The organism is Methanothermobacter wolfeii, from assembly GCF_025397995.1.
GTDB classification, from domain to species: domain Archaea; phylum Methanobacteriota; class Methanobacteria; order Methanobacteriales; family Methanothermobacteraceae; genus Methanothermobacter; species Methanothermobacter wolfei.
On the sequence record NZ_CP104550.1, the window covers coordinates 508,752 to 529,270 of the forward strand.

Annotated in this window: 25 protein-coding genes and 1 pseudogene; 17 read left to right on the forward strand and 9 right to left on the reverse strand. The window is 50.7% G+C overall.

Annotation, left to right across the window (positions count from 1 at the left end; genetic code table 11):
* Positions 1-58: 58 nt before the first annotated feature.
* From N5910_RS02940 to N5910_RS02965, 5 genes and pseudogenes are all read left to right on the forward strand, one after another.
* Entirely contained in the window at positions 59-748 is a 690-nt protein-coding gene (locus tag N5910_RS02940) for a (Fe-S)-binding protein (RefSeq protein ID WP_191216414.1), read from the forward strand.
* A pseudogene (locus N5910_RS02950) lies at positions 741-1,934 on the forward strand (LUD domain-containing protein). The gene N5910_RS02940 and the pseudogene N5910_RS02950 overlap by 8 nt, the downstream one beginning before the upstream one ends.
* A gap of 102 nt (positions 1,935-2,036) precedes the next feature.
* Positions 2,037-2,747: a (5-formylfuran-3-yl)methyl phosphate synthase gene (locus N5910_RS02955; RefSeq protein WP_074358643.1), complete on the forward strand. Its 711-nt coding sequence runs from the start codon at positions 2,037-2,039 to the stop codon at positions 2,745-2,747.
* An 18-nt stretch (positions 2,748-2,765) separates the two neighbouring features.
* Positions 2,766-4,247, forward strand: coding sequence for an IMP dehydrogenase (guaB, locus tag N5910_RS02960; protein WP_074359721.1), 1,482 nt, complete (start codon positions 2,766-2,768; stop codon positions 4,245-4,247).
* Positions 4,248-4,258: 11 nt separating this feature from the next.
* The gene (locus N5910_RS02965) at positions 4,259-4,858 is read left to right on the forward strand and encodes a molybdenum cofactor guanylyltransferase (protein WP_074358644.1); all 600 of its coding nucleotides are present in this window, start codon (positions 4,259-4,261) and stop codon (positions 4,856-4,858) included.
* Here N5910_RS02965 and N5910_RS02970 read toward each other — a convergent pair.
* From N5910_RS02970 to N5910_RS03000, 7 genes are all read right to left on the reverse strand, one after another.
* Positions 4,848-5,051 (reverse strand): pseudomurein-binding repeat-containing protein, encoded by a 204-nt coding sequence (locus tag N5910_RS02970; protein ID WP_074358645.1) that lies wholly within the window; start codon positions 5,049-5,051, stop codon positions 4,848-4,850. The two genes, N5910_RS02965 and N5910_RS02970, sit on opposite strands and share 11 nt — an antisense overlap.
* 182 nt (positions 5,052-5,233) lie before the next feature.
* A complete protein-coding gene (locus N5910_RS02975; RefSeq protein ID WP_261599756.1) occupies positions 5,234-5,989 on the reverse strand; it encodes a hypothetical protein in 756 nt (251 codons plus the stop codon).
* A gap of 50 nt (positions 5,990-6,039) precedes the next feature.
* Positions 6,040-6,597: a precorrin-6Y C5,15-methyltransferase (decarboxylating) subunit CbiT gene (cbiT, locus tag N5910_RS02980; RefSeq protein ID WP_074358647.1), complete on the reverse strand. Its 558-nt coding sequence runs from the start codon at positions 6,595-6,597 to the stop codon at positions 6,040-6,042.
* Complete coding sequence (locus N5910_RS02985; RefSeq protein WP_074358648.1) at positions 6,594-7,181, reverse strand: UbiX family flavin prenyltransferase; 588 nt, start codon at positions 7,179-7,181, stop codon at positions 6,594-6,596. The genes cbiT and N5910_RS02985 overlap by 4 nt, the downstream gene beginning before the upstream one ends.
* A gap of 122 nt (positions 7,182-7,303) precedes the next feature.
* Positions 7,304-8,524, reverse strand: a complete 1,221-nt coding sequence (locus N5910_RS02990; protein WP_074358649.1) for an HD domain-containing protein — start codon at positions 8,522-8,524, stop codon at positions 7,304-7,306.
* A gap of 14 nt (positions 8,525-8,538) precedes the next feature.
* Positions 8,539-8,970 carry a molybdenum cofactor biosynthesis protein MoaE gene (locus tag N5910_RS02995; protein WP_074358650.1) on the reverse strand — a complete coding sequence of 144 codons (432 nt, stop codon included), beginning with the start codon at positions 8,968-8,970 and terminating at the stop codon, positions 8,539-8,541.
* Between the two features lie 49 nt (positions 8,971-9,019).
* Positions 9,020-9,547, reverse strand: a complete 528-nt coding sequence (locus N5910_RS03000; protein ID WP_074358651.1) for a nicotinamide-nucleotide adenylyltransferase — start codon at positions 9,545-9,547, stop codon at positions 9,020-9,022.
* Between the two features lie 113 nt (positions 9,548-9,660).
* Between N5910_RS03000 and N5910_RS03005 the strand changes: the two genes are divergently transcribed.
* The 12 genes from N5910_RS03005 to N5910_RS03060 all read left to right on the forward strand — a co-directional run bounded on the left by N5910_RS03005 (position 9,661) and on the right by N5910_RS03060 (position 18,296).
* Positions 9,661-11,367 (forward strand): ABC transporter ATP-binding protein, encoded by a 1,707-nt coding sequence (locus N5910_RS03005; RefSeq protein WP_074358652.1) that lies wholly within the window; start codon positions 9,661-9,663, stop codon positions 11,365-11,367.
* A 4-nt stretch (positions 11,368-11,371) separates the two neighbouring features.
* A complete protein-coding gene (locus tag N5910_RS03010; protein WP_074358653.1) occupies positions 11,372-11,923 on the forward strand; it encodes a flavin reductase family protein in 552 nt (183 codons plus the stop codon).
* Between the two features lie 19 nt (positions 11,924-11,942).
* A complete protein-coding gene (locus tag N5910_RS03015) occupies positions 11,943-12,338 on the forward strand; it encodes a universal stress protein (protein WP_074358654.1) in 396 nt (131 codons plus the stop codon).
* Positions 12,339-12,433: 95 nt separating this feature from the next.
* The gene (locus tag N5910_RS03020; RefSeq protein ID WP_074358655.1) at positions 12,434-12,619 is read left to right on the forward strand and encodes a hypothetical protein; all 186 of its coding nucleotides are present in this window, start codon (positions 12,434-12,436) and stop codon (positions 12,617-12,619) included.
* 316 nt (positions 12,620-12,935) lie between these two features.
* Entirely contained in the window at positions 12,936-13,097 is a 162-nt protein-coding gene (locus tag N5910_RS03025; protein ID WP_074358656.1) for a rubredoxin, read from the forward strand.
* Positions 13,098-13,112: 15 nt separating this feature from the next.
* Entirely contained in the window at positions 13,113-13,274 is a 162-nt protein-coding gene (rd, locus tag N5910_RS03030) for a rubredoxin (protein ID WP_074358657.1), read from the forward strand.
* Entirely contained in the window at positions 13,275-14,450 is a 1,176-nt protein-coding gene (locus N5910_RS03035; protein ID WP_074358658.1) for an FprA family A-type flavoprotein, read from the forward strand.
* Positions 14,440-14,949, forward strand: a complete 510-nt coding sequence (locus N5910_RS03040) for a ferritin (protein ID WP_074358659.1) — start codon at positions 14,440-14,442, stop codon at positions 14,947-14,949. Before N5910_RS03035 ends, N5910_RS03040 begins: the two co-directional genes overlap by 11 nt.
* Before the next feature lie 80 nt (positions 14,950-15,029).
* Positions 15,030-15,707, forward strand: coding sequence for a peroxiredoxin (locus N5910_RS03045; protein ID WP_074358660.1), 678 nt, complete (start codon positions 15,030-15,032; stop codon positions 15,705-15,707).
* A 44-nt stretch (positions 15,708-15,751) separates the two neighbouring features.
* On the forward strand, positions 15,752-16,330 hold the full coding sequence (locus tag N5910_RS03050) for a superoxide dismutase (protein ID WP_074358661.1): 579 nt from the start codon (positions 15,752-15,754) through the stop codon (positions 16,328-16,330).
* Between the two features lie 176 nt (positions 16,331-16,506).
* The gene (locus N5910_RS03055; protein ID WP_074358662.1) at positions 16,507-17,802 is read left to right on the forward strand and encodes a phenylacetate--CoA ligase family protein; all 1,296 of its coding nucleotides are present in this window, start codon (positions 16,507-16,509) and stop codon (positions 17,800-17,802) included.
* A gap of 62 nt (positions 17,803-17,864) precedes the next feature.
* Positions 17,865-18,296 carry an ACT domain-containing protein gene (locus N5910_RS03060; protein WP_261599757.1) on the forward strand — a complete coding sequence of 144 codons (432 nt, stop codon included), beginning with the start codon at positions 17,865-17,867 and terminating at the stop codon, positions 18,294-18,296.
* A 15-nt stretch (positions 18,297-18,311) separates the two neighbouring features.
* On the opposite strand, the gene N5910_RS03065 is transcribed toward N5910_RS03060, so the two are convergent.
* Positions 18,312-19,106, reverse strand: coding sequence for a DUF7839 domain-containing protein (locus N5910_RS03065; RefSeq protein WP_074358664.1), 795 nt, complete (start codon positions 19,104-19,106; stop codon positions 18,312-18,314).
* On the reverse strand, positions 19,103-20,494 hold the full coding sequence (recJ, locus tag N5910_RS03070) for a single-stranded-DNA-specific exonuclease RecJ (RefSeq protein WP_074358665.1): 1,392 nt from the start codon (positions 20,492-20,494) through the stop codon (positions 19,103-19,105). The genes N5910_RS03065 and recJ overlap by 4 nt, the downstream gene beginning before the upstream one ends.
* Positions 20,495-20,519 lie beyond the last annotated feature (25 nt).

Genomic DNA, 20,519 nt, shown 5'->3' on the forward strand with positions numbered 1-20,519 from the left:
TGCCATGTGGTTCTAGATTAAATCAATGTTTAACAGGTAGAATGGAAGGAGAATGGGAATGCTAATCTATTTCAGGGGATGTCTTGCAAGGGAGAAACTTAAAAGCATCTCGGATGCCACAGAATCACTCCTCAGGGAGGCCGGGGTTGATTACAGGGTACTTGATGATGAAACATGCTGCGGTTCTGTTCTACTTAGAACAGGATTCCTTGAAGAGGCCCGGAGACAGATGGATGATACCGCAGCAAAGCTCGGCGACAGTGAAGTTGTTGTCTCATGCGCCGGATGTTACAGGACCATTAAGACAGACTACGCCAGGGAGGGGTACACTGTAAGGGTGAAGCATATCTCACAGCTCCTCCTGGAACTCATTGAATCGGGGAGACTGGATCTGAATAAAATCAACATCAGGGTAACCTACCATGACCCCTACCACCTCTCAAGGCACACAGGAGAGACATCGGCCCCAAGGGAACTTATAGGTAAATTCGCTGAACTTGTTGAGATGGAGAACCATGGGGCGGATTCAAGGTGCTGCGGTGCCGGTGGAGGTGTGAGGTCAGCCCACCCGGAAATATCAGATAAGGTGGCTTCTGAGCGCCTTAAGGAGGCCAAGGAGACAGGTGCGGATGTACTGTGCACGGCATGCCCCTTCTGCAGACTCAACCTTGAATCAGACACAGTCGAGGTCCTTGACATAACAGAACTCATGGAAAGGGCCCTTAGGGGGAGGCATGGAAATGAATGAGGACAGCATAATCCAGATGAAGAAGTCCTTCAGGAAACTTGATGAAAGACGCCTCAAACTCCTTGATGAACCTGAAATCCAGGAACTCAGGGACAGGGTCACCAGAATCAGGGAGGAATCTGTCAGGAATATGGATAAACTCTTGAGGACTGCCAGGAAGACCTTCACTGAAAATGGTGTTGAGTTTCACCTTGCAGCGGATGCTGATGAGGCATGTAGCTTGATATCAGGGATCGTGGCGGGTGAGGATGCTGTTGCAAAGTCAAAATCAAACGCACTCTCAGAGATATGACTCTCAGGGCACCTGAGGGATAGGGGGATGGAGGTTGTTGAAACAGACCTGGGGGACCGTATACTGCAGCTGGCAGGGGAAAGCAGACCCGCGCACCCTGTGGGACCAGCCCTCCACCTCAGCACCGGTGAAATAGCAGGGATTGTAAGGGAGAAGATGGGGGTCCATGTGGCTGATGATCCCCTTGAGATAATGGCAGCGGTTAAATCAGATGTCCTCAGACGGCTTGAATCCTGCAGTACCGGTATCACGGGAGCCAACTCGGTTGCGGCATATGACGGGTCAGCGGTCATCGTGCATAACGAGGGGAACATTGGAAGACTCTCACTGATGGACACCCACATCATGGTCTTCGGGATTGACAGGCTGGTACCCACCCTTGAGGATGCCGTATCGGTTGTGAAACTTGAAACGGTCTATGCAACAGGTACCAGGGTCCCATCCTACATAAATGTAATCTCAGGGCCATCCAAAACTGCGGATATAGAAAAAATGCTCATAAGGGGAATGTATGGCCCGGACAGGGTTGTTGCAATAGCCCTCGATAACGGGAGGTCATCTGCACCGGCCGAGTCACTCCTCTGCATTGGCTGCGGCAGCTGCATAGTCAGCTGTCCCGTCTACGGGTCAGTCGGGAACCGCTTCGGGTACAGGGGATACCTTGGAGGTAGGGGTGCCGTGCTCAGGCGTTACCTTGATGATGGGGAGGGTGCTGTGGAGTCAGGGCTCTACATGTGCACCCTCTGCAGGCTCTGCAGCGAGAAATGTCCGGTGTCACTGCCAACGGCCGATCTGGTTGAGATGGTGAGGGCCGAGTGTCAGAGGAAGGGATTAAGCAGGAGGGCCCACAGGGAGATAGCTGAGAGGATCAGGAAAAGGGGTTCACCCCTCTGAAAAGAAAGATATAAAAGGGTGCTCCATTAAATAAAATAAAAATTATCATGTCATGGTTTCTCGGGAATATCATTCCATAATTTTTACCAGGAGGTTATTGAATTGCTTCTATTGATAAGTCCAATTAACACTGAAGAGGCATTTGAAGCCATAGAAGGCGGTGCAGACATAGTTGATGTTAAGAACCCATCCGAGGGCTCCCTGGGGGCTAACTTCCCATGGGTGATAAGGGAGGTCCGTGAAATGACCCCTGATAACATGCTGGTAAGCGCAACCCTGGGTGATGTACCCTACAAGCCAGGGACGGTTTCACTTGCAGCCATGGGTGCCCTTGTATCAGGGGCAGACTACATAAAGGTGGGCCTTTACGGTACAAGGAACTATGATGAGGCGGTGCATGTCATGAAGAACGTTGTGAGGACCGTGAAGGATGAATCAGACGCGATAGTCGTTGCGGCAGGATATGCAGACGCCCACCGTGTCGGTGCAGTTGATCCCATGGAGATACCAGGGGTGGCGGCTGACTCCGGAGCCGACCTTGCAATGCTTGACACTGCAGTTAAGGATGGTAAAACACTCTTTGATTTCATGGACATGGATAAACTTGAATCATTCGTTTCAATGGCATCTGAACATGGCCTGAAATCAGCCCTTGCAGGTTCGGTTGGAAGGGAGCACCTGAAGCCCCTGAAGGAGATTGGATGCGATGTTGTTGGTATCAGGGGGGCTGCATGCGTCGGCGGAGACCGTAACACAGGCAGGATTCACAGGGACGCTGTAAGGGAACTTAAGGAGCTTATAAACAGCCTCTGAATTATGTGGGAGGGTAGCATGTATCTGAAAAAATTAAAGGAAGCAGAAACCGGTTACACATTTGATGATTTCCTCCTTCTTCCCCAGGCATCATATGTGGAACCAAAGGACGTTGAAACCGGCGGCAGGGTCTCAAGGAACATTGAACTCAAGATACCCATCATAAGCTCCGCCATGGACACGGTCACTGAGTACGAGATGGCCACAGCCATGGCACAGGAGGGGGGTATCGGGGTCATCCACAGGAATATGAGCATAAGGGACCAGGTTGAACAGGTTAAGAAGGTTAAAAGATCAGGGGAACTTACCATAAGGGACGTTATAACCATCTCCCCTGATTCAACCCTGAGGGAAGCCCATGAGATAATGGATCAGGAGGAGATAAGCGGACTTCCGGTGGTTGAGGATGGAATGGTCATAGGAATCATAAGCCGGAGGGACATTGAGCCGATATTCAACTCAGATGCAGACAGGAAGGTCGACCAGGTCATGACAAGGGACGTTGTGACTGTGGATGAATCAATAACCCCTTCAGAGGCCCTTGACATTGCATATGAGAACAAGGTTGAAAGACTGCCTGTTGTCAAGGACGGCCGGATAGTGGGTATCCTGACGATGAAGGACATCCTTGAAAGGAAAAGGTACCCCAACGCCTCAAGGGACCCTGAGGGCTACCTCCGGGTTGCGGCTGCAACAGGACCCTTTGACCTTGAAAGGGCCCGGGCCCTTGATGAGGCAGGCGCCGACATACTGGCCATTGACAGCGCCCATGGACACAACATGAACCTTGTTAAGAATGCCGGGAAAATGAAGAGGGAGATAGACGCAGACCTCATAGTGGGTAACATTGCAACTGCAGAGGCCGCCGAGGACCTCATCGCACAGGACGTTGACGGCCTCAAGGTGGGCATAGGTCCCGGTTCAATGTGCACCACAAGGATAATCGCAGGGGTGGGAGTGCCCCAGCTCACAGCCATCGCCGAGGTTGCTGATGTTGCAGCAGAGTACGATGTCCCTGTAATAGCGGACGGAGGGATAAGGTACTCCGGTGACATAGCAAAGGCCATAGCAGTTGGCGCAGACTGTGTGATGCTCGGCAACCTCCTTGCAGGTACCTATGAGGCCCCGGGGGATGTGGTTGTCATGAACGGCCGTAAATATAAACAGTACCGTGGAATGGGGTCCCTGGGTGCAATGACCGGGGGCATAGGTGCCGGTACAGACAGGTACTTCCAGGAACCCAGGGGGCACATGAAGCACACCAAGGTCGTCCCTGAGGGTGTTGAGGGTGTTGTACCCTACAGGGGCACGGTGAATGAGGTGCTGTTCCAGCTTATAGGAGGTCTCAGGGCATCCATGGGATACTGCGGCGCAGCGAACCTTTATGAGATGAAGGAGAAGGCAAGGCTTGTCAGGATAACCTCAAGCGGTATCAAGGAGAGCCACCCCCACGACCTTCTCATAACCAATGAGAGCCCGAACTATCCAACACTAAAATAATTCTCTTTTTCATGACGGGACCTGAACTTGAATCTGCAGTAATCCTCTGTGGGGGTATGGGAAGGAGGATGGGTGCCGAGAAGGGCCTCCTTGAAATTGAGGGAGAACCATTCATAGTAAGGATCTCATGGGGGCTCATGGAACACTTCCAGGAGGTCCTTGCAGTATTCCGTGATGAAGACCAGATGGGAATGTATGCCGATATCCTTGATCCATCCATCCGCCTGCTTACTGATGAGGTCCCTGGCCTCGGACCCCTCGGGGGTATACTTACGGGACTTGAGAACATCTCAACCATGGCAGCCCTCTTTGTACCCTGTGACTCTCCCCTTATTACAGGGGAATTCCTGGTTAACATGAAGGTTGTTTTCTCTGAGATGGGGTCTTCGTGTGATGTGATAGTACCTGAAAATGGGGGGAGGCTGGAACCACTCCACGCGGTTTACTCAAGGAGTCTCAGGGGAGACATAAGGCTACTCTTATCCAGAAATAAAAGGAGGGTAGGGGAGCTCATTGAATCCGTGAACTCCTGCCCTGTACCGGCCATCAGACTGGATCCGTCCCTTGAAAGTTTCAGGAACTTCAACCGTCCGGAGGATCTCAGGATCTGATGTCTACTGTGCGTGGATTTCTTCCCATTTCAAGAACAAATTTGTTAACGCGCTCAATCATGTCGATGTAGTTTTCTTTATGAATTTTATTTCCATCAACAAGCGCATAGTCGGGAAGAGACCCGTATATGTTCTTAAATTCAATTATCTCATTAACCATTTCCCTATACTGCTCAAGGGTCAAACGATCCATGGATACCAACCATTGGAGTTTTTCTATAATCTCTTTCTCCTAATATATAAGTTATACGATTTTGTTTTCAGTTAATGTCAATATTAAAATTTTTAATTTATTTATGAAGAATCCTGGGGTTCCATGGACCATCAGCTGACCTCAAGCCCCTTTCCTTGGTGGGGTAAGGGTTTATGTGGGTTTCACTCTGTTATTTCAACCTTCACCCGGGGGTTGAAGGGGTTTTTCCTGACTGCAAGGGAAAAGAGGTATGGATAGTTTTCACTGAGGTGTTCCATGTACCTCACCCATTCACTGACAACCCCAGAGTACGCCCTGGTAAGGTCACCTGCAAGGTGCTGGTAATCTGTATCCGGAAGACCTAAAAGATCATCCCTTGCTTCCAGTTCCTCCATAAGATGGAAGACAGCCCAGAGCATATCCGTGAAACTCTCATGTTCAAGGAGGTTGGGGTTCTCAAGGAGGCCGAGAAGGAATCCTCTCCGGGATATAAGGAATTCTTTAAGGTACTCCATGAGTTTGATGGTTTCAGGTGAGCCAAGCTTGAATCTGAACTCCATGTCAGCTATCCTGGAACCCAGTTCCCTGAAGTCCCTGCTCTCCCATGAAGTGTCTATCCTGAGCATGGATGCGATTCTTCCGCTCATGGATTCATATCCGGACACCTCCCTGAGGAATTCTGTTCCAAGTTCACTGAAGAATGCGCCTATAACCATGTTCAGTTTCTCAAGTCTTTCTGCAAGCTCCCTTGAGGATATTGCGGCTTCAACCACGATGACAACAATCAGTATCTCAAGGGGTACGAATGCAAGGTCTATGCCGATGTAGAAAAGTTCTGTTTCGGGTTTATGAAAGATCAGGTATATTATGAGGTAGATTGAGGCCGAAACAAGTATTAGGAGTGCAGAGAGTTTAACCTTCCAGTTCAGCTTTCCCATAGGATCACCATTGAGTATTTATCACTTTAATAGGGACATGATTCCGGTTTTCACAGGGTGTATATTATTGAGATGGGGTTCTGGGCCACCATCATGGTTCCCCTATCAAGCATCCGGCCCCTGGAGACACTGACCTCCGTGATCCCCACCTCGAATCCAAGGTCCCTGAGGCACCTTAACGCTTCGTACTTTGTCTCAAGTAGTATGGCGGTTACAATGATCCGTCCACCGTCCCTGAGCCTCTCGGATGCAAGTTCAAGTATCCTCCTGAGTTCCCCTCCATTCCCGCCTATGACTGCAAGGTCAATTTCCCCAAGGCCCTCAAGGGCCTCGACAGCATCAAGGTTCATTAAACTGACATTGTCGCCGAGTCCGTGTTTCTCAAGGTTCCTTCCTGTGATGCTGATGGCCCTGGGGTCCCTGTCAATTGCATAGACCCTTGAGGCGCGCTCTGCAAGTTCAAGGGTTATCCCGCCTGTTCCGCATCCAACATCAACCGCAACCTCATGGCCCCTGAGACCGGCAAGGCACATTACAAGGCATCTGACCTCAAGTTTTGTGGGTCCAGGGACATGGGGGTCCCTGATGAACTCATCATCGGGTATCAACTCATATCACCTTCAGGCTTCCTCTGATCAATGTCACCGGTCCATCTCCTGAATAGCTGGTTCTCTATTCCAAGGACATCAAGGACCTTCCCTGCTATGAAGTCAGCCACCTCTTCAATGGATGCTGGTCTGTGATAGAATCCAGGCATTGCAGGGAGGATTATACCGCCCTCCATTGAAATCTTCAGCATATTTTCAAGGTGAACGCTCCTGAGGGGTGTTTCCCTTGGCACAACCACCAGTTTCCTCCTCTCCTTGAGGCATACATCGGCGGCCCTGGTGAGGGCGTTCCCTGCATAGCCGTTTGCAATGGATGAGAGGGTCTTCATTGTGCAGGGAGCTATCACCATGGCCCTGAAGGGTGATGAGCCGCTGTTAACCGGGGATGTGAAGTCATCAGCATCGAAGCATTCATCAGCCAACTCTTCAAGGCTCTCAGGTTCCTTACCAAGTTCATAGCGGATTATTTCCCTGGCGGTGTCTGTTATCATAAGGCCAACCTTCTGGTCGAGGTCCCTGAGGGCCCTAAGGATCCTTTCACCGTAAATAACGCCGCTTGCTCCTGTCATGGCAACTATTATCATCCATATCACTACCTTAATGTTTAACCTTCACCTTCCCCGCCCGCCGTGACCTTCACCACATGTTTACAGGGACATTTTCCCGACTTTTTTTGATTTGAAGGGGAACCCTCCATAATGCATCATCACCTGAATTTAAGGTAATCCGGGACCGTCAGGCGAAGCTGTCTTGGATGGGAGGGTCTTCTTTCAGGAAGGTCCATGTAGTCATGGAGGCTGAAGTCCCTGAATGAATCCACATTTTCCCCTGGCACGTAGACGCAGATATCTGCATGGTTGAACCGGGCCTCCTTCAGGGCCCCTACAAGGCTTGATATGTGGCTCAGGTTGACTATGGAGTCCCCCACAGATACCTGGGTCCTCATCTCATCAAAGGCAGGGTACTTGGGAAGGTTCACGATAACATAGTCAGGGTCCAGGTCCATGTCCTCTGCGATTTCCTCTTCAGCCCTCTTTATCTCGGTTTCCGTGATTTTGAAGACACGGTGGGGGTCCTCGAGTTCATTCAGTTTAACGGATTCAACCATCTTGAGGAGGTCCCTGTTGTCCAGCCTCCTCATCATGTCCCCTATGAATCCTTCATGGTTCCTGCACATCACTATGAGGTCCATGTCATCATAGATGTAGATCCTTGATGCGTCCAGCTCCTTCTGGTCTATGAGCTTCCTGAGGCACCTTCTGAACATTGAGTTAACGATCCTTGTGGTGTGGTGCTGGTAGACGCTGGGATACATGAAGTACCTTGCAAGCAGAGCTGACTCCGCAGCCTGAACACCCTTCCTGTCAAGGACAAGGTCGTTCTCCATCTTCATATTGTATATCAGTCGTTCAACGTCTATTATACCGTAGGCCACACCCGTGTAATGGGAGTCCCGGAGGAGATAGTCCATCCGGTCCACATCAAGCTCTCCATTGATGGCCTGACCAAGGACACCCTCACCCCTGAGTATGCTCATCACCTGGGCAGGGTCGTATTCCTCAGATATTATATCTGAGAGCTCTGATTCCCCTACAAGTTCAAGGGTCAGGCTCTCATGGGACCTCTCAAGTACACCCTCGGATACATGTGAGAATGGACCGTGGCCGGCGTCATGGAGAAGGGCGCACAGCCTCAGAATACCAGTCTTCTCCTCACTGAGGCCAAGGTGCTCTCCAAGCCTTGATGCAAGGTACATGGCACCTATGGAGTGTTCGAACCTTGAATGGTTGGCTCCAGGGTAGATGAGGCTGGTGAATCCCAGCTGCTTTATCCTTCTGAGCCGCTGAATCTGGGGTGTATCCACAACCCTGACCTCGAATTCACTGAGCTTCAGGTTGCCGTGGACACTGTCCCTTATGAACTTCATCAGATCACAGCCCCTTAACCCCCGGACATGATGATGTTCTTCCCGCTGTCGGTGTATTCCTCCTTCTGGAAGTCAAGCTCATGCTTTGTCCTCTCGATTATCTCCGCCATGGCATCAAGGGTCTCCCTCCGGTGGGGACCTGCAACCGCGACCATGAAGAGGGTGTCTGAGGTGTAGAATTCGCCGATGTAATGGACAACGGCCACGTCCCTGACAGGGTACTTCTTCTTAACGTCCTCCACAATTTCCTCAAGGCCCTTCTGGGTTCTTTTTGGGTCAGGGGTCCTCAGCACGAGCTTCTCTGTTTTCTTATCATCCACTCCCCTGACGATTCCCTCGAAGGTGAACACTGCTCCGCACTCATCAAGGTAGGGGCTCTTCTTTAAATGTTCGATGAGATCCTCCATCCTGAAGGATCCTGCTTCATCTGTCACCTTAACGATCATTCATGGCACCTCATATCGGTTCATTCGGTTAGGGATGTTCTATCCAGCATCATACAAGTTCACTCAGTTCCTTCTGTGCAAGGTGTTTTATGCGCTCAACACCCCTTATCTCATTTATAACTTCCACAACAGACTCAGGGAGGAGTGACTGCCAGTCACCATCATCAAGCATCCTCCTCCGGACCTCCGTGCCGGAGTATTTTTCCCTGTGGAAAAGTGGGGGTGCTGTAACCTCATAGCCGTCCTCACTGAAAAGCCTCTGGACAAGGGGGTTTCCACTGTAAACACGGTCAAAGGGTGGTGTAAGCATCTTTATATGGGCCACCCAGAGGGCGTTGCATTCAATGTCCTGCACAGGGATTATATAGTACCTTGATGCGGGGATTCCGTTCTCACTGAGGGCCTTCGTCAGCATCATAACCCTCTCACCTGCGGTGAAGGGGTCCCTGGTGCTGTGGCTCAGCTGGGCGCTCCCGACGCATATTATGAGTTCATCAACCTCCCTGAGTATCCTTTTAATGACCTGCAGGTGCCCCCTGTGAAATGGCTGCATCCTTCCAACCAGCAATCCCCTCATTGATATCACCGCATAAAGGTTATTATGTCAGTAAAACTATTAGAAATATAATGATTCTAGATTATATACTCATGGGATAAAAATCTTCAGGATCAGGGATTGCAGGTGATTCAATGATACGGGTGGAAAACCTTACAAAGACCTATAAACTTGAAAATGGAGAGGAATTCAGGGCACTCTCGGACGTTAACCTTGAAGTTGAGGAGGGTGAAATCCTCGGGATAATCGGCATGAGCGGGTCAGGGAAAACAACCCTACTCAGGATCCTCAGGGGTGTTGAACCCTTTGATTCAGGCAGAATAACCCTTGATGATGTGACCGTCGAGGCATCATCCAGTCAGTACTATTTTTCAAAGCTCAAGAAGAAGACAGCCATCCATCTCCAGAGGTCCTTCGGGCTCTGGTCTGAAACAGCCATACAGAACGTTATAAGGAAACTCTACGCTGCAAGGTATGGTGATGAGTCCATGACAGACTTCGAGTACGCCTTTGACGAGTTCGGTGATGAGGCCATGGAACTCCTCAGGATAGTTGGACTGGATCATAAGGCGGATCACTTCGCACCGGTCCTCAGCGGCGGTGAGAAGCAGAGGCTCATCATGGCCAGGCAGCTTGCAAAGAAGCCCAGGGTCCTCCTCCTGGACGAACCCGCCACCATGTCCTGTCCAAGGACGAAGCAGGAGATACTTGATGCCATAAAGAACATCAACAGGGAACTGGGAGTGACGGTTGTCCTGGTATCCCATCTGCCCGAGGTCCACGAGTACCTTGCAGACAGGGTCGTTCTCATGGAGGATGGGCGCATCATCGATGAGGGGGAACCCTCCAGGATCATAGAGGAGTTCATGGGGGACATGGAGGCCCCGGTTGATTATAAACCGTCTGCCTCTGACAGGAAGATTCTCAGGGTCCGCGATATTTCAAGGAGGTTCGTCCTCCTGAGGGGTGGTGAGGTCCTTGAGATGAAGGATGTTAACCTTGACATAAATGAGGGTGAGATAGTCTCGATAATAGGGCCGAGCGGGGCCGGTAAGACGGTTCTCCTGAGGATGATCGGAGGCCTCGACTACCCTGACAGCGGCACCGTGGAGTTCAGGCTCAACAGTGAATGGGTTAACATGCACGAGCCCGGTGTCATGCGGATGGGTATAAGGAGGAAGATGGGCTTCATGCACCAGGAGTTCGCCCTCACACACCATGCCACCATAAGGAGCCAGATAGCTGCAAGGCTCGGTGTTAAGGGGGAGCATGTTGTTGATGAGGCAAGGAAGAGGGCTGAGGAGCTGGGTATAAGCGACCAGGTGCTGGACGTCCTCTACCAGCTCACTGATCTGCCTGAAACAGAGGCCCGGCAGCGCCTTGAGAAGCTCGGCCTTTCACCTGAGATACTTGAGGATCTCTTCCCCAGCTTCCCTGACAGGGAGGTTAAAAGGTATGCTGAACCCGTGTTCAGGGCACTGGACCTTCCAATGGAGATACTTGACCGCAGGTCCTATGAACTATCCGGCGGTGAGAAGGTGAGGGCGACCCTTGCCCTTGTCCTTGCATCAGGACCCGATGTACTCATACTTGATGAGCCCTTCGGGGACCTTGACCCCCTGACACTCAGGGTGGTCTCCAACTCCCTTAAGAGGATAAACATGGAGTTCGGGACAACCATCATAATGGTGAGCCACCATGTTGACTTTATAAGGGAGCTCAGCACCAGGGCCGTGATGATTGAGGATGGCAGGCTGGTCATGGATGGTGAACCAGGGGCACTGTGTGATGAATTTGTTAACAGGAGTCATGCAAGATACCTTCAGAAGGTTAAGGGGTGATTGAATGGATTTTGAAGATTTTCCGGTTGAAAATGCCCACAGAATACTGACACCAAGACCCACGGTGATTGTAACAACCGTGGATGAGGAGGGGAACATCAACGCGGCCCCCTTCTCCTTCACCATGCCAGTTTCCATTAACCCGCCGATTGTTGCCTTTGCATCTGCACCGGGCCACCATACGGCAGGGAACATCGAGAAGACCCATGAGTTTGTCATGAACATAACACCCGCCGCGATACTTGATAAGATGTGGATAACCGCAGAGAGCATGCCCGCAGGGCAGAACGAACTTGAGGCAGCAGGACTTACATGGATTCCATCAGAGAAGGTGAAGCCCCCAAGGATAGTGGAGGCTGCCGGGCACCTTGAATGCGAACTCCTGAGGATAAGTGAGATCGGTGACCATAACCTGATAACGGGTTGTGTTGTCAGTGCATCAGTACCCTCAGGGTGCATGAAGGATGGTCTACTTGATGTTGAGGCTGTGAAGCCTGTGCTCCATGTTGGGGGTAAGGAGTTTGTTATAGGGGATCATGTGAGGCGTGTTGATTGATCTAAACGTGGTGGAATGGATGTTTGAGAAGATAATGGTTCCAACGGATGGCTCTGAATACGCTGCAAGGGCTGAGGATATTGCCATTGAACTTGCCGGGCGCCTCGGTGCGGTTGTTGTGGCCGTCCATGTTATTGATGAGAAGCTGATCTACCCCTTTGAGGTCCTTGAGGAGGAGGGTAAGGAGATTCTCGGGGCAGTACAGAGGAAGGGGCGTGAGGCAGGTGTCAGGGTCGATGAGGTCCTTGTATTCGGGAGTCCGGCCCATGACATGAAGAAGATTGCTGATAAGACAGGGGCGGACCTTGTTGTTATAGCATCCCATGGAAGGTCAGGTCTTGAGAAGATCCTCATGGGCAGCGTGGCTGAGACGACCCTCAAGACGGTCACGGTACCTGTTTTACTGGTGAAGTGAACCCTAATTTTTCATCTTTTCAGGGGTAATGGCAAACTATATATACTGGTATTTTATAATCTGATATATCAAAATTTGATATATGAGGTGTTATGTTGGGAAAGATTCTGGGTGGAATAAAGGCATACCTTACAGACTGGAAGAACCTTCTAACCCACACCCTCGTAGGGGTCATGATACTTGCCATTGCAGTCTATGCACCCGTAAGCCCCTACCTCAGGATGGGTTTTGTTGGATGCGTTGTGGGTTTCAACGTTGTAAGGATGAAATACCTTGACTGAAAAACCCATTTTTTATTTCTGAGTTAAGTTCCCGAACCTTCATAGGCTCTTTTTAATGAATAACCACTTTTCAGTGCCCATAAATTTTTTGTGCAGGCCCTGGATTGTCACATGGATCCCTGGTTCACGGTGAGTGTGTAGAACTTTATACATTTTTTTGCAATCCTGGCTTGTCACCACTACTTAAATGAAGGCAGTATCTGAAAAAACCACATTTTTTTCCTGGCTAATTAACCTTCTGTTCTGAATGGATTGGATAATTATAAATTTTAGAAGGATAATAAAATAGACCAAGGAAATTCACAAGGTGTTGAATGTGAAGCGGTACAAATGCAGGATATGTGGCTACATCTACGACCCTGAAAAGGGAGAGCCAAGGACAGACACTCCACCGGGAACACCCTTCGAGGAACTCCCCGATACCTGGAGATGCCCGTCATGCGGTGCAAAGAAGAAAATGTTCAAACCACTGGATTAGACTGGAGGTGACTGAATGGATAAATACGTGTGTCAGATGTGCGGTTACATCTATGACCCTGAAGAGGGAGACCCGAATTCAGGTATAGAACCAGGAACACCCTTTGAGGAACTCCCCGACGACTGGGTATGCCCTGTGTGCGGCGTTGGAAAGGACCAGTTCAAGAAGATGGATTAAATGACCGTCAAAAGGATAGCTGACGGGGTCTACTATACTGGCACGGTTGACTGGGATCGCAGGACCTTCGATGAACTCGTGGAGATCCCCAGGGGTACAAGCTACAACTCCTACCTCATAAGGGGAAGCGGTGCATCAGCACTCATAGACACCACCGAGCCCTCAAGGGCAGGGGAACTTCTTAAAAACCTTGATTCGGTGGGAGTGGAACCAGACTACATAATATCACAGCACGCAGAACAGGACCACTCAGGAGCCCTCCCTGAACTCATAGAAAGGTACCCTGATGCTGAGGTTCTCGGAACCGCACCATGCCTTGAACTCCTTGAGAATCTCCTGGACTTCAGAGGGGATATGAGGGCCATAAAGGACGGTGAGAAGCTCTCCCTCGGGGATAAGACCCTGGAATTCAGGGTAACGCCATGGGTCCACTGGCCGGACACCATGGTAACCTACCTTGAGGAGGAGGGAATACTCTTCAGCTGCGACTTCTTCGGATCCCACCTTGCAACATCAGAGCTCATGGAGGAAAGACCCGGAGAAATCCTGAGGGAGGCCAGAAGGTACTATGCCCATATAATGATGCCCTTCCCTCAGATGGTCCGGTCCAACCTCAGGAAGATATCAGACCTTGACATATCCATCATCGCACCATCCCACGGACCCCTCATCATGGAGCCCGGGATGATAATGGATGCCTACAGCCACTGGTCCTCAGGGGGCTCAGGAAAGACGGTCATACTCCATGTCACCATGCATGGGAGCACCGAGATAATGGTATCAAGACTCACAGAGGCCCTCATGGAGCATGATGTCAGTGTGAGACCCCTAAACGTTGCATCAGCAGACTCCGGTGAACTTTTAACGGAACTGGTGGATGCATCATTCCTTGTTATAGCATCACCAACGGTACTCACCGGGCCCCACCCTAAGATTGCAGCAGCACTCTACCTTACAGGCGCCATGAGGCCGCCCATAAAGTACGCCGCAGTCGTAGGATCCTATGGATGGGGCACCCGGATTGAATCTGAGGTTAAGGGCATACTCTCCCGCCTTAACCTTGAATACCTTGACCCGGTCCTTGTGAAGGGCCTTCCAGGGGATGAAGACCTTGAGGGACTGGATGAACTTGCACTTAAGATAAGTGAATTAGGGGGTGAATATTTTGGTAAGTGAAAGTATGCAGGAGGCCCTTAACAGGCAGCTAAACGCTGAGCTTTACTCAGCATACCTCTACCTTGCAATGGCAGCCTACTATGAGGCCTCAGACCTGCCAGGATTTGCAAACTGGATGCGCGTACAGGCACAGGAGGAACTCTCCCATGCCATGAAGTTCTACGACTACCTGGTCCAGAGGGGGGCCAGGGTTGTCCTTGATGAGATAGAGAAACCACCCTTCGAATGGGAGTCCCCCCTTGAGGTGTCAAAGCACGTCCTTGAACATGAAAGGAAGGTCACCGGACTCATAAACGACCTGGTGGACCTGGCGGTCTCTGAGAGGGACCATGCAACAAACAACTTCCTCCAGTGGTTTGTGGCTGAACAGGTTGAGGAGGAGGAATCTGCAGGGGCGGTCCTCCAGAAGGTACGCCTTGCAGCGGACTCACCAAGCGCACTCCTCATGCTGGACTCTGAACTGGGCCAGCGAGTCTATAACCAACCGGCAGATGAATGATGGGGGTTAATCTATGGGAACAAAAACAAACAGAAAAGGATATATAGGATAATCAGCAGATGAATGATGGGGGTTAATCTATGGGTGAGAAGATATACGAACTCAGAAAGATAAAGAAAGAGGGGAGGGGGATGCCCCTCATAGGTGACAGGTTCCCTGAAATGGAGGTTCAGACAACCCACGGGATGATGAAGCTCCCCAAGGAATTCAGTGGACGCTGGTTCATCCTCTTCAGCCATCCTGCAGACTTCACACCGGTATGCACAACGGAGTTTTTGGCATTCCAGGAGGCATACCCTGAACTCAGGGAGATGGAATGTGAACTTGTGGGCCTGAGCGTTGATCAGGTCTTCTCCCACATAAAATGGATCGAATGGATAAGGGAAAACCTTGAAGTTGAGATCGAGTTCCCTGTTATTGCAGACACAGGGAGGGTTGCAGACACCCTGGGACTCATACACCCTGCAAGGCCCACAAACACGGTGAGGGCCGTCTTCGTGGTGGACCCTGAGGGGATCATAAGGGCCATACTCTACTATCCACAGGAACTTGGAAGGAACATCCCTGAAATCCTGAGGATGATCCGGGCCTTCAGGGTCATAGACGAGGAGGGTGTTGCAACACCCGCCAACTGGCCTGATAACGGGCTGATAGGTGAACGCGTAATAGTACCTCCTGCCTCTGATGTTGAAACCGCAAGGAAGAGGAAGGAGGAATACGAATGCTATGACTGGTGGCTCTGCCACCGGGAAATATGATGGGGGTGATATGATGGAGAAAAAAATTCTATGAACTACCTGAACTGCCATATGGGTATGATGCCCTTGAACCCTACATATCAGAGGAGCAGCTGAAGGTGCACCACCAGAAGCACCACCAGGCCTACGTTGATGGTGCCAACGCACTCCTCAGGAAACTTGACGGGGCAAGGGAGAACGACTCAGAGGTGGACATCAAGGCAGCCCTCAAGGAACTCTCATTCCACGTAGGGGGCTACGTACTGCACCTTTTCTTCTGGGGCAACATGGGACCCGCCTCTGAATGCGGAGGGGAACCCGGAGGAAGACTTGCGGAATACATCAAAAAGGACTTCGGAAGCTTTGAAAGGTTCAGGAAGGAGTTTTCACAGGCAGCTATAAGTGCAGAGGGTTCAGGATGGGCCGTTCTGACCTACTGCCAGAGGACCGACAGGCTGTTCATAATGCAGGTAGAGAAACACAATGTCAACGTGATACCCCACTTCAGGATCATAATGGTCCTTGATGTGTGGGAGCACGCCTACTACCTTGACTATAAGAATGTAAGGCCCGACTACGTTGAAGCCTTCTGGAACATAGTCAACTGGAAGGAAGTTGAAAAGCGCTTCGAGGACCTCTTTTAATAAAAAACTTTCTTTTTTTTGATGGGCACTTTCAGGGCGCTTAACTGTACCCTACCTGTCTTTTATGGTTCATTTTTAGGGGATCCATACTCCTGGGGATCTTATGGCCCGGGGTAAGATTTATTTTCAGGGGCACCATAAACCATTACAGTTGCACTGATTCAGGATTGATTCGAATGATCTGGAATAGGGAAATGGAATGCATATCAAGGGATGAACTCGAGGAACTGCAGCTTAAAAGACTTCAGGATACCGTGAAGAGGGCCTACGAGAACGTTCCCTACTACCATGAGAAGTTTGATGAGAACAACGTCCACCCCGAGGACATAGAAACCCTTGAAGATATAGTTAAACTCCCGTACACAACAAAGGATGATCTGCGGGAGGTCTACCCCTTTGGAATGTTCGCCGTTCCAAGGAGTGAAATAGTTGAGGTCCACACATCATCAGGGACCACCGGAAAACCAGTGGTTTCAGGTTACACAAGGGAGGACATTGAAATATGGAGTGAGGTGGTTGCCAGGGGGCTTACAATGATGGGCCTCACCGAGGACGATGTTATACAGAACACCCACGGCTACGGCCTTTTCACAGGAGGATTCGGCGTACACTACGGTGCACAGAAGATAGGTGCAACGGTGATCCCCATCTCAACGGGCCAGACAAGGAGACAGATAGAGATAATGAAGGACTTCGGCACCACGGTACTGATATTCACACCCTCCTACGGCCTCTACCTCTCTGAAATTGCAGAGGAGGAGGGATTTGACCCTGAAAAATCAAAGATAAAGGCCATAGGCTTCGGGGCCGAGATGTGGACAGAGGAGATGAGGGCCGAGATAGAGAGAAGGTTCAGGGCACCTGCATTCAACATCTATGGCCTTACAGAGATCATGGGACCCGGCGTTGCAATGGAGTGCAGCATGAAGAACGGCCTTCACATTGCAGAGGACCACTTCTTACCTGAAATAATAGATGGGAATGGTGAGAGGCTGGGACCCGGTGAACGCGGAGAACTGGTACTCACAACCCTCACAAGGGTTGGGATGCCGGTCATCAGGTTCAGGACAAAGGACATAACCTCCATTGACTATGAACCATGCGGCTGCGGAAGGACCCTTGCAAGAATATCAAGGATCACCGGAAGAGTGGATGACATGATAAAGGTCCGTGGAGTGGCAGTGTTCCCATCACAGATCGAGAAGGCCCTCCTTAAGATAGATGGACTCGAACCCCACTATCAGATCATAGTTACAAGGCCACACCTCATGGATGAAATGGAGGTCCGGGTTGAGACTTCACCGGAGCTCTTCTCAGATGATATAAAGAAAATGGTGGAGACACGAAACAGGATTGAGGAGTTCATAGAGAACGAGATAGGTCTCAGGGTTAAACTTACCCTGGTTGAACCAGGAACCATACCCCGAAGCCAGGGAAAGGCTGTGAGGGTTATAGATAAGAGGAAGCTTTAGTTAAGGTGATCCTGTGGTTGTTGAACAGTTTATAGATAAGGGGAATCTTTAAGGTGGATTCTATGAAGGTTAAACAGATATCAATATTCCTTGAGAACAAGAAGGGAAGACTGTGGAAGGCCCTCAGCACACTTGCAGATGCTGGTATAAACCTCAGGGCTCTTTCACTTGCAGACACGTCTGAATTCGGGATACTCAGACTCATAGTACCCGAACCAGAAACCGCTGCAGAGGTTCTTCGGGAGAGGGGCTTTGTTGTCAAAATGAAGGAGGTTGTTGCGGTTGAGATGGATGACAGGCCAGGGGGCCTTGCATCCATCCTGGAGGTCCTGAAGGATTCTGACATAAACTTGGACTACATATATGCATTTGTACATGAGAAGAAGGATAAGGCCATACTCTTCATGAGTGCGGAGGACCTTGAAACCCTTGAAGGGACTTTAAGGGATGCAGGAATCCGCCTGGTGCCTCCTGATGAGGTTTACAGGCTCTGATTTTTCCTGATAACATCATTCCTTTTTCCTGACATCCTCAATGGAGTACTCTATACCCTCATCCTCAAGTTTTTTTGTTATGCTGCGGCTCATCTTACCAACAGCAAGCACAAGGACGTTAAGCCCCCTCTTAGCGGCTGCAAGGGCTGCATGGGGAGTTGCAAATTCAAAGTCAACATCAAGTTTGAGTTTATCTGCAACTGCCCTTGAAACCGTCCCCATTATACCGGTACGGTCGTACTTGTCCTTTAATATTTCATTAAGCCTTTCAAGGTCCACCATCCTTGAGCCACCGTCGGCTATCCCCGGGAGGATGACAACGGTGACCTTCCCCCTTTCAAGCTTTATTCGGCCTCCAAGGTCATAGAGGGCAACATCCTCCCCCTCACTGGCATCATGGAGGACCACACCGTAGGCCTCACCATCCCCGTTCCTACGGGCGTAGAGTGTCCCGCCCTCCATGAAGAGCTCCACATGGTCACCCTCACGGAGGTCCTCCCATGCAATGGCCGGCCACACGGACCTGTAGGAGCTCATGGCCTCAAGCACGTCATCGGCGTACTTCCTCAGGGCCATCGCCTCAGATCTCAGCTTCTCAACACCCCTCTTGGTTATCTTGTAATGGGATCTCCCGCCGCCGGCTTCCACAAGCCCGTCCTCTATAAGGCCCTTTATGTTCTCGGACACGGCCTGGACGGTTATCCCGAGCTTATCTGCAATGTCCTTCTGCCTTACATAGGGCTGGTTCTGGGCTATTTCATTAAGCACCTGAAAACGTGTAAGATCCCCTTTCTTCCTGAAAGCCCTCATTTATTCACCTTCTCATTTTCTATGGCTCTGTTAAATAGTCTAAGGAATTCCGAATCCTTTTCAGCAGGGATGTAGGCGCCGCAGGCCGTTGCATGGCCACCGCCACTACCCCCCACCTTACCAGCAACCTTCCTTATGATTGAACCGAAGTGGATGCCGTCAAATGCAAGGAGACGTGAACACCTCAGTGAAACCTTAAGGCCGTCTCCTGTTTCACTGAAACCTATCATGGGTTTTCTCCAGTCACCGTAGCTGAGTATCATGCCGGCGATTGTCCCTGTCACCGACACCTTCACATCAGGGGCGTGGAAGTACTGGAGGTTCTCCATGCTCCTTATGAGGTCGTCGTGGATGATACGTTCCATTGTCTCTGCAAGGTAGGCCCTGTGGTCCCTCAGGACTTCCTGGAGGCGTTCAAGGTTACCTTCACGGTCACCTCCAATGATCTCAACCGCAAGCTCCCATTCATGGTTCCGGTTGCAGGCATTCACCGCAGTTGAGAACTCTGTAAGGTCCCTGAAGGGACTGTACTTCTCCTCAGAGCTCAGCTCATAGATCTCCCCCAGTATGAGCCTCGGGATATACCTTTGGTACCTTTCAGGGACCTCGTTGACCATCATCTGATATATCTCCCTGAAGAGCTTCTTCTTCTCCTCATCTGTCAGGTCACAGAGCCTCCTCTGGGAGTCCCCATTCGTAAGGGGTATCCCGAGGTTCCTGAGCCTTGCGATGCACTCGTTGGGGTTGTTGGTTGTTGGGAGGGTCACGTCACCGAAGTATGAGAGTGCATTCACGATGGGCCTTGTGTGCCTCCCGTATATGGTGAGGTCCTTCCATGATTCAACACAGGCCTCCATGCTGTCATGGAGTATCTCCCTGTTGAGGCCAACCATAGCACCCTCGGTGATGTTCTGCATGTCGCCCACGGCTGCAAGGAGCCCGATCCAGCTCAGGTCACGGTAACCGAATTCCCTTGCAAGGAGGTATGCCATTCCCCCACCTGAGATATGGGTTGAGCCGTCCATACCATAGAATAGGGGGTTAAGTTCCAGTAGCTCACCTGCCGGTGCCGTGAAGTCCTTCTTCCTCAGGGGGGGATGATGGTCCAGTATAAGTATCCTGGAGCCTGACCTCATCATGTCCTGGATTCTCTGACCGGATCCAAGGTCTGCGAAGACCGTGAGGTCGGGTCCTGGTTCGATGTCGGGTATCTCGTTGATGTTGATTATGTTTATCTCATGGTCCTTCCCGAGCCTCTCAAGGACCTTCATGAGTATTGTCGCCGCGCTTATACCGTCACAGTCGGTGTGACTGTAGACGGTTACATTCTCTGAGGATTCAATCATCTCCCTTGCCCTTGAGAAGCCTCTTTTCAGTTGGATGTCCATCTAGTTTATCTCTCCCTACTTCGTG